The organism is Nonomuraea sp. NPDC049695, from assembly GCF_040674955.1.
GTDB classification, from domain to species: domain Bacteria; phylum Actinomycetota; class Actinomycetes; order Streptosporangiales; family Streptosporangiaceae; genus Nonomuraea; species Nonomuraea helvata.
Genome location: NZ_JBFANV010000010.1, coordinates 45,745 through 58,516 on the forward strand (window position 1 = coordinate 45,745; position 12,772 = coordinate 58,516).

Below are 12,772 nucleotides of genomic sequence, written 5' to 3' on the forward strand. Positions count from 1 at the left end.
GTGTGGGTTGGGACGCGCTTGCGCTTGTCGAGGAGGCCGCCGATGAGCGGCCGCTGATCGAGCGGCGTGCGGTGGCGCGCGGCGGTTTTTTGGAGCTGCAGGCCCGTACGGTGATCGAGCGGGTGCCGCAGGTGGCGGGCGTCGCTCAGCAGTGGGCTGTGTCTCCTTACCGGGGGTGCGCTCATGCGTGTCGTGGGTGTGGTGCCCGGGCGGGGCATCGGCGGCTGGGGTTGGATGCCGGGCGTGATTTCGACACGCGGATCGTGGTGAAGCCGAACGTGGTGGCCCGGTTGCGGGCGGAGTTGGCGCGGTGGGACGGGCAGGAGCTGGCGGTGGGGGTCAGCGGTGACTGCTATCAGGCGGCCGAGGAGACGTATCGGTTGATGCCGGGGGTGATCGGGGCGCTGGCGGAGGCGGCGGTGCCGTTCACTGTCTACACCAAGAGCGCGCTGGTGGTGCGGGATGCGGCGTTGCTGGCGCGGGCGGGGGCGCGGGTGGCGGTGTCGATCGCGTTCGTGGACGAGCGGATCCGGCGGGCGGTGGAGCCGGGCGCTCCAACCGCGCAGGCGCGGTTGGAGCTGGTGTCGGCGCTGGTGGAGGCGGGGGTGGAGTGCCGGGTGCTGATGGCTCCGGTGCTGCCGTTGCTCAGTGACGCGGCCGATCAGCTGGGGGCGACGGTGCGGCGGATCGCGGCGGCGGGGGCGCGGGCGGTGGAGCCGGTGGTGTTGCGGCTGCCGCCGGGGACGCGTTCGTGGTATCTGGAGTGGCTGGCGCAGGAGCATCCGCAGTTGGTGGGGCGGTATGAGGAGCTGTATGACCGGTCGGGGGTGCCGTCGCCGGATTATGAGGGGCGCATCAGGGGGCAGATCGCGCAGTTGTGCCAGGTGTATGGGATGGGGTGTGGTGCGCCTGCGGCCGAGCGGCGTGAGCCGCCTGCGGCGCAGCTCGCGCTGGTCTGAGGCGGCCTGAGGCTGCTCCCCCGCGCTGCGTATGGCTGCTGGCGCCCGACCGGGTGGACCGCGATCAGGCGTTGTCGGCGCTGCGCGCGCTGGTGGCGGGAGCGCTGCTGCCGGTCAGGGGGTGAGCGCAGGCATCTGGGGCAGCCGGCGTGGTCGCCTCAGGAGGCTGCTACGGCCATCTGATGCCGGTCGGCAGGAGCACGTCGGGCGGCTGCTTGGCCTGTTCGGCAGGGGAAGCCTTGGCCGGGTCCGACCGTGGCCTGCTGGTCTTTCTTCTCGCCTGCTGCAGGTGATGGCAGTGCTTTCTGTGCCTCTTGGCGGTGCCGCAGGGGCGGGGCCGGGACGCAGGGTCGGCCGCGGTGGGTCCCTGGGCGGCGGAAATGGTCGCCGGCTTGACGGCGGCCGAGGCGGAGGTGGCCGTCTCGGCAGTGGCTACCGGCCCGCCGGCCAGGCCGGCAATGAGTGTCGAGGCAAGCAGGAGCGTGTGGTGCTTGCCATGCATGGACTTTCCTTCCGAAGTGGAGCCCTCCTCGCCGCGAAGGCTCTGGATTGCTCTTTCAGAAAGCCCACAGTACGCCTGTGGTTGATCGCCCTGAAGTACTTATAGTCCTTGTTGCCTGGGCCTGGGCAACCTCTACCTTTCCCGCGGCGTCGGTGGTGCCGGCTCGGGTGTGGCGCAGCCGTGCACCATGGTCTGGGCCACGTGCCGGACGACGTCCCGGGTGACGCTGTCCGGCGGCGCGGTGACCAGGGTGAACAGCGCGCCGCCGTAGAGGGCGATCAGGGCGGGGATCTTCTCGCGCGCGATGGTGAGGCCGAGCTTGTCGTGGTGGGCGGCGGTGATCTGCAAGGAGGTGTCCTGCAGGCCCGCGAGCACCGAGGCGAGCGCTGGTCGGCGTGCGGCCTCCAGTTGCAGTTCGAAGATCGCCAGGTAGCGGGTGCGCAGGGTGGTCGCCGCTGTGAGCAGTGAGTCCGTCCACAGGTCGGTCAGGGTGGTGGGCTGGTCGATGGCCTGGTCGATGGCGCGGTCGGTGTCGGCGTGGTGCAGTTCGATGATGCGCTCGGCGGCGGCCACCAGGAGGGCTTGTCTGCTGCGGAAGTAGTTGGAGGCCGTTCCTGGTGGCAGGTCGGCGTGTTTCTCCACCGCGCGGTGGGTCAGCCCATGGGCGCCTGAGGAGGCCAGCAGGTCGATGGCGGCGTCGGTCAGGGCTCGGCGACGGGCCGGATTGGTGGGCGGCATGCGACCATGCTACCAATAGTCGTACTAGTACGATCGTAGTGAATGGGTTGGGGAGGTCTCGTGAGGATCGTGGTGGTCGGCGCCGGGCTCGGAGGAGTCGCGGCCGCGGTGGGGCTGCACCGTCTGGGCCATGAGGTGACGCTGTTCGAACGAGGCGCCGAGCTCCGGGAGGCGGGCACCGGGATCGCGATCATGCCCAACGGGCAGCGCGCCCTCGACGAGCTGGGGCTGGCCGACGACGTGCGGCGGTACGCCATGCGGGCGGGCCACGCGGGATTACGGGACCGGCGCGGACGGCCGCTGCTGGTCGTCGACGTGGTCCGGGCGCAGCAGGAGATCGGGGCGGTGGCCATCGTCGAACGGGCGCACCTGCACCGGTGGCTACGCGCCCCCCTGCCGGCCGGCCTGGTGCGCACCGCGACCCCGGTCGAGCGCCTGGAGCCCGACCCCGCCGGCGTGAGCGTGATCAGCGGCGGCGAACCCGTCGCGAGAGCGGACGCCGTGATCGCGGCCGACGGCATCGGCAGCAAGCTGCGCGCCCAGCTGTTCCCCGGCCACCCCGGGCTGCGCCGGACCGGCCGGATGGACCTGCGCGGCATGCTGCCCCGCCCGGCCGGCCTGGCGACGGACCTGCTCGCCGGGCAGCTGGTCGACCGCCGCAACGGGGCGATGTTCGGCCTGTTCCCCGTCGGCGAGGAGCGCCTGTACTGGTTCACCGACTCGGCCCTGCACGGCGCACCGCCCGGCGCGCAGGAGGCGCGCCGGCAGATGCTGTCCCTGATGGCCGACTGGCACCCGTTGGTCGCGGAGTTGATCGAGGCCACCCCGGCCGCCGACATCTACGTCGATGCGATCACCCGCCTGGCCGAGCCGCTGCCGTCGTACGTGGCCGGCAGGATCGCCCTGCTCGGCGACGCCGCGCATGCCATGCCGCCCGACCTCGGCCAGGGCGCCAGCCAGGCCTTCGAGGACGCGGCCGCCCTGACCCGCCACCTGAGCGGCGCCGAGCCGGCGGACGTCGCCGAGCGGCTGCTGCGCTACGACGCCGAGCGCAGGCCCCGCGCCAACCGCCTGATGCGGGGGGCGTCGCGGCAATCGCGGCTGACCTCCCGGACCGGCGCCGCCGCGTGGCTGCGCGACGTGCTGCTGCGTGCCGTGCCGTCCCGGCTGGCCACCCGGCAGCTGGCCGCCCTCTGGCACGCCTGAAGGCCGGTTGAAAGGCGGGTTGAGGGCGGGTCGAGGGGCGGGCGGGACGGTACGGCAGGGGCGCTGGAGAGCGGGCCGGAAAACCGGTGGACGGCGCTGCTAGCGTGCCGTCCGTGGATGTCATCGATGGTGAGGCGTTCGTGGCCGACGGGTTCGCCAAGGTCGAGGCGGTGGTGCCGCCCGAGGTGGGCGATGCGGCCAGGGCGCTGCTCTGGGAGCGGATCGGCCTGTCGCCCGACGATCCCTCCGGCTGGATGCAGCCGGTGGTGTGGACGGCCGACCTGACCGGTGAGGGGCCGTTCGGGCAGATCATGAACAGCGGGCGGCTGCGTGCGGCGCTGGACGCCGTGGCGGGCGAGGGCGGGTGGGTGCCGCGCGGGAGCCTGGGCAACATGCCCGTCCGGTTCCCGGTTCTGCCCGCGGCCGAGGACCGGGGCTGGCACATCGACGCCAACACCGCCCGCCCCGACGGCGGCTACGGGGTGAGCGGGCGGCCGGAGACGCTGCTGCTGCTGGTGCTGCTGTCCCATGTGGGGCCGCAGGACGCGCCGACGCGGATCAGGGCCGGCTCGCAGCGTGACATGGCGGCGCTGCTGGACGAACGGGTGCTGGACCCGATGGAGATGGGGCCGCTGTTCGAGGAGGTGGGGCGGGAGCGGCCGGTGGCGCTGGCGACCGGGGCTCCTGGCGATGTGTACGTGGTGCATCCGTTCACGGTGCACGCCGCGCAGGAGCATCGGGGCAGCCGGCCGCGTTTCATGGCGCAGGCGCCGGTGTTCCTGGCCTCGCCGCTGAAGGCGGGCGATGCCACGCCGCTGGGCCGGGCCGCCGGCTCCTGCTGACCCGGCCGCGTATCAGAGGCGGCGGTGCAGGAGCATGCCCGGCCACTCCCCCACGGTGAAGGGGGCGCTGCGGGTGAAGCCGCAGCTTTCGTAGTAGGAGACCAGGCGGCCGTCGTCGCCGGCGTAGCAGTCGACGCGGAGCAGGCCGACGCCGCGCCGGCCGGCTTCGGCCGCGGCCCAGTCCAGCAGGGTGCGGCCGACGGCGTGGCCGGCGTGGCGCCGGTCGGTGACCAGTGCCTGCACGTACAGTTCGGGCTCGGTGGCGGGGGTGACGTAGTCGTGGGCGGCGCCGACGACGATGCAGCCGGCCGGCTGGTCGTCGAGCTCGGCGATGCGCATGCCGCCGAGCTCGAGCCAGTCGGTGACCTGGCGGGTGCGTCGCTCGTTGCCGGTGAAGGGGCTGCTGCCCCACTGGCCGGTGCGTCCCTGGGAGGTCAGCCAGGCGACGGCGCTGTCGAACATGCCCAAGACGATGGGGACGTCACCGTCGCGGCCTTGGCGGATGTGCATCACGCTTTGGTGTTCTTCAGGGCGCTGCCCTTCTTCCACTGGGAGAACGGCATCTGCCAGAAGCCCCAGCCGTTGTTCCACTCCAGCTCGCGGGTGGTGCCGGTGATGTCGACGACGTCGCCGCGCTGGAAGTGGTCGTAGAACCAGCGGGCCTGGTCGGGGCGGGCGTTGACGCAGCCGTGGCTGACGTTGCGCACGCCTTGGGCCCACACGTTGTCCTTGGCGTGGACGTACTCGCCGGAGTTGGAGATGCGGACCGCGTGGTTGATCATGACGTCGTAGTAGCCGGGGTCGCCCTTCTTGCGGCCGGGCGAGATCATGCGGACGGGGTTGCCGCGTTCCATGGTGAGGTGGACGCCGGAGGTGGTGGTGTATTCGCGGGTGGTCGCCATGCCCGCACTGATGCGCATGGTTTGTACGCGTTTGCCGTCTCGGTAGACGTACATCATGTGCTTCTTGGTGTCGACCTTGCTGATCTGCTTGGCGCCGATCTTGAGGGTGGCGGAGTAGTCCTTGACCCCGTACAGGCCCTTGCCGCCCTTGATGCCCTTGATGCGGGCGTTGAACTTGACCTTCTGGTGGGCGGGCCAGTACTTGGCGGTGCGGTAGATGGCGACGGTGTCGTTGATCCAGCGCCAGGCGCCCGTGACCGGCTTTTCCGCCTCGACCTCCAGGGCGCGCTCGATGGTGGCCTTGCTGGAGACGGGCTGGTTGAAGGTGACGATGATGGGGGCGCCGACTCCGATCGTCTCGCCCTTGGCGTTGGGGGTGACGTCGGCGATCTGCAGCTCACGTTCGGGTTTGACCGTGGTGAACGTGCTGGAGGCGGTGGTGGCGCCGGCCTTGGCGGAGACGGTGTAGCCGGTGGAGGGCTTCAGCGCCGTCTTGGAGACCCACTTGGTCTTGTCGGTGTTGAAGGCGCCCTCGACCTCCTCGCCGTCGGCCTCGACGGTCACGCTCTCCAGGGCGCCGCCGTCGGAGGTCACGACGACCTTCTTCTCGGGGCTGACTTTGGAACTGCCCTCCGCGGGGCTGATCTTGACGGTCGGCGCCTGGGGGGTGGCGGACGTGGTGCCCTCGGGCGCGCCCCCTCCCCCTTGGGCGGCGCTGCCGCCGCCGCCGGATGAGCATGAAGCCGTCAACGTGGCCGCCGTGAGCAGCGCGACTGCGGTGGCGGGCTTCCTCCAAGCGGGCCTGACGTTCAACACTGTCCTTTCCCCCATAACACCAAACGCACCCCAAAAACCTTAATGCTCCTACCTGTAAGACGACGAAGTAATTGGGGAAGTTCGGTCACATTTCAATTACTTGTGACTGAAAGGGTTCTGGTCAGAGGCGGTGGGTCAGGCCGGTGTGCCGCCGCCCGGCCCCCTTGGTCCGTACGGCCTGCGCGAGGGCCCGGCGCGAGCCGACGATGACGACCAGCTTCTTGGCCCGGGTGATGGCGGTGTAGAGCAGGTTGCGCTGCAGCATCATCCAGGCGCTGGTGGCCAGCGGGACGACCACGGCCGGGTACTCGCTGCCCTGGGAGCGGTGGATGGAGACGGCGTAGGCGTGGGCGAGCTCGTCGAGCTCGTCGAAGGCGTAGTCGACCGTCTCGTCCTCGTCGGTGACGACGCTCAGCTTGTGCTCGTCGGGCCGGATGTCGGTGACGATGCCGACGGTGCCGTTGAACACCCCGGCGGCGCCCTTGTCGTAGTTGTTGCGCAGCTGGGTGACCTTGTCGCCGACGCGGAAGACGCGGCCTCCGTACCGGCGCTCCGGCATGCCCTCGCGGGCCGGGGTGAGGGCCTCCTGCAGGGCGATGTTGAGGGCGCCGGCGCCGGCGGCGCCGCGGTGCATGGGCGCCAGGACCTGCACGTCGCGGCGCGCGTCGAGGCCGAAGCGGCGCGGGATGCGGCGGGCGACGATGTCGACGGTCAGGGCGGCGATCTCCTCCGGCTCCTCGCACGGGAACAGGAAGAAGTCGTTCATGCCCTGCAGGATCGGGTGGTGGCCGGTGTTGACGCGGTGGGCGTTGACGACGACGCCGGACTCCTGGGCCTGGCGGAAGATCTGCGTCAGCCGTACGCGCGGGATGTTCTCGGCGGCCAGCAGGTCTTTGAGCACCTCCCCCGCCCCGACCGAGGGCAGCTGGTCGACGTCGCCGACGAACAGCAGGTGCGCGCCCGGGGCGACGGCCTTGACGAGCTTGTTGGCCAGCAGCAGGTCGAGCATGGAGGCCTCGTCGACGACGACGAGGTCGGCATCCAGGGGGTTGTCGCGGTCGAAGGTGGCCTCGCCGCCGGGCCGCAGCTGCAGCAGTCGGTGCACGGTGGTGGCCTCGTGGCCGGTCAGCTCGGACAGGCGCTTGGCGGCGCGTCCGGTGGGGGCGGCCAGGATGACCTTGGCGCGTTTGGCGCGGGCCAGCAGCACGATGGAGCGTACGGTGAAGCTCTTGCCGCAGCCCGGCCCGCCGGTCAGCACGGCCACCTTCTCCGTCAGCGCCAGGCGGACGGCCTGACGCTGTTCGGCGGCCAGTTCGGCGCCGGTCTGGCCGTGCAGCCAGCTCTCGGCCCGCTCCCAGTCGACGTCGGCGAAGGCCTTGAGCCGGTCGTGGCCCGAGCGCAGCAGCGACAGCAGGCCGGAGGCGAGCGAGAGCTCGGCGCGGTGGAAGGGCGGCAGGTAGACGGCCGGCACGACGTTCTCGCCTGCCGGGACGGGCTCGCGTACGACGCCCTCGGCGGCGACGAGCTCCTCCAGGCAGGCGGTGACCAGCTCGGCGGGCACCTCGAGGATCTTGACGGCGTCGGCGACGAGGTTGGGGGCGGGCAGGTAGCAGTGGCCGTCGTCGGCGGCCTGCGACAGCGTGTAGCGCAGGCCCGCTTTGACGCGTTCGGGGCTGTCGTGCGGGATGCCGACGGCCTGGGCGATGGTGTCGGCCGTCTTGAACCCGATCCCCCACACGTCGTCGGCCAGCTGGTACGGCCGGGTCTTCACCACCGAGACCGACGATTCGCCGTACTGCTTGAAGATGCGCACCGCGATCGAGGTGGACACGCCGACGCCCTGCAGGAAGATCATCACCTCTTTGATGATCTTCTGTTCCTCCCAGGCGGCGGCGATCATCTTCGTCCGCTTGGGACCCAGCCCCGGCACCTCGACCAGGCGCTGCGGCTCCTGCTCGATGACCTCGAGGGTGTCGGTGCCGAAGTGGTCGACGATCCGCTCGGCCATCTTGGGGCCGATGCCCTTGATCAGGCCGGAGCCGAGGTAGCGGCGGATGCCCTGCACGGTGGCCGGCAGGACGGTGGTGTAGGACCACACCTCGAACTGGCGGCCGTAGCGGGGATGGGAGCTCCAGCGGCCGAGCAGCCGCAGCGACTCGCCGACCTGCGCGCCCAGCAGCGGGCCGACGACGGTCAGCAGGTCGGAGCCGGAACGGTCGGTGGCCACGCGGGCGATGGTGTAGCCGGTCTCCTCGTTGGCGTAGGTGATGCGTTCAAGTACGGCCGAAAGCTCGGTGCCGGGGGCCTTGGCCGCACTGTCGCTCACCGTTCACCTCTCCCGATGGACCGCTTCCCGGGTCAGAGTAGAGGAATCGCCGTCCATGGACGCCTCGCGGGAGGCGCTGGGCGCCCGGACGGACGGTCACCACCCTCGTCGACGAGGCAAGCCACCAGTAAGGACCGAGACCGTGATCGTTACCAGGCGCCGTCAGTCGGCATCCAGAACGAAGAACAGGAAGCTCGGGCCGCTGGCGAGGGCACGGAATTCGTCGGGGAACAGCTCGCGGGCGGCCGGCACGGGCTGCGGCTCGCTGATGACGGCCACGCGGAAGCCGGCCGCGGCGAAGGCGTCGGTCATCTCGTGCAGCGGCCGGTGCCAGAAGCTCATGGGAGCGCTCTGGCCGCCCATGGTCCACTCTTCGGTCCAGTTGTAGGTCGCGAGATAGCTGACCTTGCGCCCGGCCTGACGGTGCAGGGCGTGGATGGCAAAGGGATGGTCGACGGACACGATCAGCCGGCCGCCGGTCCTCAGCACGCGCCGCAGTTCGGCGAGCGTCGGCCCCCAGTCTTCCAGGTAGTGCAGGACCAGGGACGCAATGACATCGTCGAACGCGCCGTCGGGGAACGGCAGCGGATCACGCAGGTCGGCCACCTGCAGGTCCGCGCCCTCACCGAGCCGCCGCCTGGCCAGCTCCAGCATCCCGGCGCTGCTGTCGATGCCGGACACGACGGCGCCCCGCTCGCGCAGCGCCGCGAACGTCGGGCCCGAGCCGCAGCCGGCGTCGAGGATCCGCCGGCCGCTCACCTCCCCGGCGAGGGCCAGGATGGCGGGCCGCTCGTAATAGGCGTTCGCGATGCCGGCCTCGTTCTCGGCCGCGTACGCCTCGGCGAGACTGTCATAGTCGTTGACCCGGGACGGACGTGCGGACCCCATGTGATCTTCGGGCACGGTAGGCATGCGGGCCATCCTGGCTTGCCAGGATCGAGCGCGCCAACCGAATGGACATCGACAGAAGTACTCGCGCGTGGGATAGATCGTGACTTTGAACTTTTCGCGGTACTTCGCAGTCAAAGCAGACATGATGAAGACGATGATCGGGGCCTCGCTCCTCGCCGGCTCCCTGCTTGTTTCCGGCTCCACCGCGGCGCTCGCCCAGACGAAGCCGACACTTGGTCCCTACGGTTACGGTGCGGTCAAGCTCGGCATGACGGTCAAGCAGGCCAAGGCGACGGGGGGCGTGGTCCAGAAGATGCCGGGCGGCGGCGGCTGCTCCGGCTGGGATCTGAAGAAGTTCCCGACGCCGAAGGACGCGGTCGGCATCTACATCTCGCCGCGCGTGGGGCTGGCCGCCATTTTCGCGGTGAAGGGGATGACGACCCCGGAAGGCATCACGATCGGCTCCACTGCCAAGCAGGTGAAGGCGGCCTACCCGCGCATCAAGAAGGACTTCCACGGCTTCTACGTGATCACGGTCCCCGGCAACAAGAAGGCTTACTACAGCTTCGGCGTCACGCGCGGCAAGGTCACCGAGTACGGCATCGCGCTCAACAAGCAGGACTGCTTCAACTAGAGCACGCCCGGCATGGCGGCCCCGTGTGGCGTGAACCGGCCGGTGTGATGGGCCCGTGGGCTCACGTCAACTCACCGGCCGGTTGGGGCGTGAGCCCCCTGGCCGGGGCTACGTCAGATCGGCCAGGAGGTCATCGAGGGCCTTGCCGAGGGCTTCGGAGTTGGCAGCGGTGAACCAGGTGGTGCGGATGCGTTCGTTGTTCCCGTTCGGGGTCTCGTGGTCGGCCGCGAGCTGGTGCAAAGAGCGCGTCTCGTCACCCAGGCCACGGCCGATGCCCTGGAAGAGGCTGCGAACGTAGCGGTCCGCCTCGCCGGAGGCGATGCCGTGGCCGATGGCCCACGACGTGAGCGTGGCGAGGTAGCGGTAGTGGGTGGTCAGCGTCCCCGTCAGCGCGGAGAAGACGGTGAAGGCCGCCTCGTCCGCGACCGGTTGCGACCCGCCCAGGTGCTCGAACAGCGCGTCCACCACCGGGTGCGACGGGTACGTCACCGTGACCGAGCGGCGTTCGCGTACGGCGGGCAAGGGGATGGCCCGTACCAGCGGGGCGTCCGTGGCGAGCGTGCGGCGCAGGTCGTCGTTGCCGACCCCGGCCATCACGTTGACCACGACCTTGTCGCCGTCCACCCTCAGCCCGGCCAGCGCCTCGTGCCGGTCCGGGCGGCGTACGGCGATGATCACCACCTCGGAGCGGTCCACCACCTCCTGGTTGTCGGCGCATACCCGTACGCCCTCGTAGCGCTCGGACAGCTCCGCGGCGGTGCGGGCTCCCCGCGGGGAGAGGAAAACCGGCGGCGACGGGTCGTCCCCGTCGCACAGGCCCATCACGATGGCCCGGCCGATCTCCCCTACCCCGATGATGCCGATGCGCTGCACTGTGTCTGCTCCTGTCCTGCGTGGTGATCCCTGACCCATGGCGGCATGCCCGGCACTCACCCCGGCCTTCTCCACAGCAGCACGACCGTTGCGAGACCGGCGGCGCACGGAAGGACCTGGAGCCAGCCCAGCAGCGGCGCAAGACCGACCTCGCCATTGGTGTCCTGGACGGTCAGAGCAGCGAGCGCGACACAGATCGCGACCGCCAGGAGGCCGCCTGCCGGCCGGCGGGCCCAGCCCTTGCCCATGCGGACCGCCCAGGCGGTGCCGAGCCAGCCGAGCAGTCCCAGCGCCCCCAGCACGGACAGGATCACCGTGTACGCGGTGACGGCGCTGTCGATCTCTCCCGGCCCGTAGGCCGGGTAACCCGCCCGGATGTGATCGGCCAGGCCGGCCCGGTCGACGAATGCCGCGAGGGTGGCGACCACGGTGAGCCCGGCGCCGGCGTACAGCGTGACGAGAGCCCCGTGCCTGCGCCGATTCTTACAACGTATGTTTACCATGCCCCCACTATACTTACGACGTAAGAATCGTTGGCGTGAGAAAGGCCACCATGTCCCCGAACCGCACCCGCGGCCAGAACGCCGGGCTGACCCGCCAGGCCATCCTCCAGGCGGCCCTGACGCTGGCCGACCGCGAGGGGCTGAAGGCGTTGTCGATGCGCCGCATCGGCCAAGAGCTCGGGGTCGAGGCCATGTCCCTCTACCAGCACGTCGCCGGCAAGGACGCCCTGCTGGACGGGCTCGTGGAGCAGATCTTCACGCAGGCCGCGCCCCCGCTCGCGCAGGCGGCCTCATGGCAGGAGGGCCTGCGCGAGTACGCCCGCACGCTGCTGCGTGTCCTGCTCGCGCACCCGAACGTCATCCCCCTGGTGGTGAGCCGTCCCGCGATCACGCCGCACAACCACCGCCTCATGGAGAACGCGCTCCACACGCTGCGGGCCGTGGGACTGCCGCCGGAGCGGGCGTTGGACATGCTGTACGCCGTGACCGGGTTCGTCGTCGGCCACGTCGCCATCCTGGCCGGCGGGCGTGAGGGGCACACGCCGGCCACGGGGATGCAGGCGATACCGGACCAGGACCTGCAGCAGACCCCGCTCCTGGCCCAGGCCACACGATCCCGGCGTTCCTCCGGGTCCGACCCTCGCTTCGACTTCGCCCTCGAGGCCATGCTGCGCGGCTTCGGCACACTCTGACGAGCCCGGACGAATCCGCCGGCAGGGAGAGCCCCGGCTTCGACAAGGGCAATTATCAGGTGTGCGACTATCCCAGCGCCGAGTACAACTGCGCCGCGAGGGACCGCATCATTGAGCAGGCCCATGGGGAGTGGTTTCCGCACAACAGGCAGTCCCGCTGCCCGTACTGGATGCCCACGGGCCCGAACCGTTCGGCGCTGATCTCCGAGAACGTGCAGACGTACCAGGTCAAGATGACGGCCGGGTCATGGCAACTGGGCGATTGTCGACATATCCAACGAAGAGGCGGATCGGGCCCCGGAGAATGCGGGTATCGCTGAGCACCGTTCCTTCGGCTCCATGCCCGTCGCGGAAAGGTCCCGAAATGACGATCGGAAGGATAGGAGCCGAAGAGCCGCCGCAAGGCGTCCGGCAAATCGATGTGAGCCGGCGGCCGCAGCTGACCTGACCGTCTTCCGCCGGGAGTTGTTCACCGGGCGGTGGCTGCCCGCGGCCATGATGCGGGAAATGACCTCCACGGTCCCGGTCGCCGGCGACCCCATGCCCCCGTGTGCGGCCACACCGACATCGTCGTCAGCACCCCGGACGGTCGCCGCGCAGGAGGCCGGGATGCCACTTCGTGAGGTGAAAGGCATAACCGTGTTCGACGCCCGCCCCGGCAGGAAAGCGATGAGTTCATAACGAGGTCGCGCCGTCCTTCCGACGGGACGCATGGATTCATCGCCCGATTTGCGGCCGGCTCATCGGCGTGTCGCGCGAATTCGATGGGTGCGGGTATTCAACCTGCGGATTATCTCCTCCGGCCGGGAAATGCCAGGCCGCCTGGAGCGGCCGTCGCGGCACGGTGATCGCCGTACCGCCAACGCTTTGCCCTGCAAGCCGTAAAGA

General features: G+C 70.3%; 13 protein-coding genes. 5 read left to right on the forward strand and 8 right to left on the reverse strand.

What is annotated here, in order from left to right; genetic code table 11:
- Positions 1-2 precede the first annotated feature (2 nt).
- Complete coding sequence (locus tag AB0J64_RS11815) at positions 3-959, forward strand: radical SAM protein (protein ID WP_364024467.1); 957 nt, start codon at positions 3-5, stop codon at positions 957-959.
- 169 nt (positions 960-1,128) lie between these two features.
- Here the strand turns inward: AB0J64_RS11815 and AB0J64_RS11820 are convergent, their stop codons facing one another.
- Complete coding sequence (locus AB0J64_RS11820) at positions 1,129-1,461, reverse strand: hypothetical protein (RefSeq protein ID WP_364024470.1); 333 nt, start codon at positions 1,459-1,461, stop codon at positions 1,129-1,131.
- A 132-nt stretch (positions 1,462-1,593) separates the two neighbouring features.
- On the reverse strand, positions 1,594-2,199 hold the full coding sequence (locus AB0J64_RS11825) for a TetR family transcriptional regulator (protein ID WP_364024473.1): 606 nt from the start codon (positions 2,197-2,199) through the stop codon (positions 1,594-1,596).
- Between the two features lie 60 nt (positions 2,200-2,259).
- On the opposite strand from AB0J64_RS11825, the gene AB0J64_RS11830 reads away from it, so the two are divergent.
- Both AB0J64_RS11830 and AB0J64_RS11835 read left to right on the forward strand, forming a co-directional pair.
- Positions 2,260-3,405, forward strand: a complete 1,146-nt coding sequence (locus AB0J64_RS11830; RefSeq protein ID WP_364024476.1) for an FAD-dependent monooxygenase — start codon at positions 2,260-2,262, stop codon at positions 3,403-3,405.
- A 113-nt stretch (positions 3,406-3,518) separates the two neighbouring features.
- A complete protein-coding gene (locus tag AB0J64_RS11835) occupies positions 3,519-4,247 on the forward strand; it encodes a phytanoyl-CoA dioxygenase family protein (protein ID WP_364024479.1) in 729 nt (242 codons plus the stop codon).
- Between the two features lie 12 nt (positions 4,248-4,259).
- Here the strand turns inward: AB0J64_RS11835 and AB0J64_RS11840 are convergent, their stop codons facing one another.
- From AB0J64_RS11840 to AB0J64_RS11855, 4 genes are all read right to left on the reverse strand, one after another.
- Complete coding sequence (locus tag AB0J64_RS11840; RefSeq protein WP_364024481.1) at positions 4,260-4,709, reverse strand: GNAT family N-acetyltransferase; 450 nt, start codon at positions 4,707-4,709, stop codon at positions 4,260-4,262.
- A gap of 47 nt (positions 4,710-4,756) precedes the next feature.
- Positions 4,757-5,962, reverse strand: coding sequence for an Ig-like domain-containing protein (locus AB0J64_RS11845; RefSeq protein WP_364024484.1), 1,206 nt, complete (start codon positions 5,960-5,962; stop codon positions 4,757-4,759).
- Positions 5,963-6,086: 124 nt separating this feature from the next.
- Positions 6,087-8,291, reverse strand: coding sequence for an ATP-dependent RecD-like DNA helicase (locus tag AB0J64_RS11850; protein WP_364024487.1), 2,205 nt, complete (start codon positions 8,289-8,291; stop codon positions 6,087-6,089).
- Positions 8,292-8,453: 162 nt separating this feature from the next.
- A complete protein-coding gene (locus AB0J64_RS11855; protein WP_364024490.1) occupies positions 8,454-9,203 on the reverse strand; it encodes a class I SAM-dependent methyltransferase in 750 nt (249 codons plus the stop codon).
- A gap of 121 nt (positions 9,204-9,324) precedes the next feature.
- Between AB0J64_RS11855 and AB0J64_RS11860 the strand changes: the two genes are divergently transcribed.
- Positions 9,325-9,816, forward strand: coding sequence for a hypothetical protein (locus AB0J64_RS11860; protein WP_364024493.1), 492 nt, complete (start codon positions 9,325-9,327; stop codon positions 9,814-9,816).
- A gap of 108 nt (positions 9,817-9,924) precedes the next feature.
- Here the strand turns inward: AB0J64_RS11860 and AB0J64_RS11865 are convergent, their stop codons facing one another.
- Together AB0J64_RS11865 and AB0J64_RS11870 are read right to left on the reverse strand one after the other, a co-directional pair.
- The gene (locus AB0J64_RS11865) at positions 9,925-10,689 is read right to left on the reverse strand and encodes an NAD(P)-binding domain-containing protein (protein ID WP_364024496.1); all 765 of its coding nucleotides are present in this window, start codon (positions 10,687-10,689) and stop codon (positions 9,925-9,927) included.
- Positions 10,690-10,745: 56 nt separating this feature from the next.
- Entirely contained in the window at positions 10,746-11,192 is a 447-nt protein-coding gene (locus AB0J64_RS11870) for a hypothetical protein (RefSeq protein ID WP_364024499.1), read from the reverse strand.
- A 35-nt stretch (positions 11,193-11,227) separates the two neighbouring features.
- Here AB0J64_RS11870 and AB0J64_RS11875 point away from each other — a divergent pair, with 35 nt between their 5' ends.
- Positions 11,228-11,884, forward strand: a complete 657-nt coding sequence (locus AB0J64_RS11875) for a TetR/AcrR family transcriptional regulator C-terminal domain-containing protein (protein WP_364024502.1) — start codon at positions 11,228-11,230, stop codon at positions 11,882-11,884.
- The last annotated feature ends 888 nt before the right edge of the window (positions 11,885-12,772 follow it).

Excerpts from the sequence above, each read along its gene's own strand:
- AB0J64_RS11860 (WP_364024493.1), top strand. The coding sequence starts at position 9,325 with ATGATGAAGACGATGATCGGGGCCTCGCTCCTCGCCGGCTCCCTGCTT.
- AB0J64_RS11840 (WP_364024481.1), bottom strand. The coding sequence starts at position 4,709 with ATGTTCGACAGCGCCGTCGCCTGGCTGACCTCCCAGGGACGCACCGGC.
- AB0J64_RS11825 (WP_364024473.1), bottom strand. The coding sequence starts at position 2,199 with ATGCCGCCCACCAATCCGGCCCGTCGCCGAGCCCTGACCGACGCCGCC.
- AB0J64_RS11820 (WP_364024470.1), bottom strand. The coding sequence starts at position 1,461 with ATGCATGGCAAGCACCACACGCTCCTGCTTGCCTCGACACTCATTGCC.
- AB0J64_RS11855 (WP_364024490.1), bottom strand. The coding sequence starts at position 9,203 with ATGCCTACCGTGCCCGAAGATCACATGGGGTCCGCACGTCCGTCCCGG.
- AB0J64_RS11870 (WP_364024499.1), bottom strand. The coding sequence starts at position 11,192 with ATGGTAAACATACGTTGTAAGAATCGGCGCAGGCACGGGGCTCTCGTC.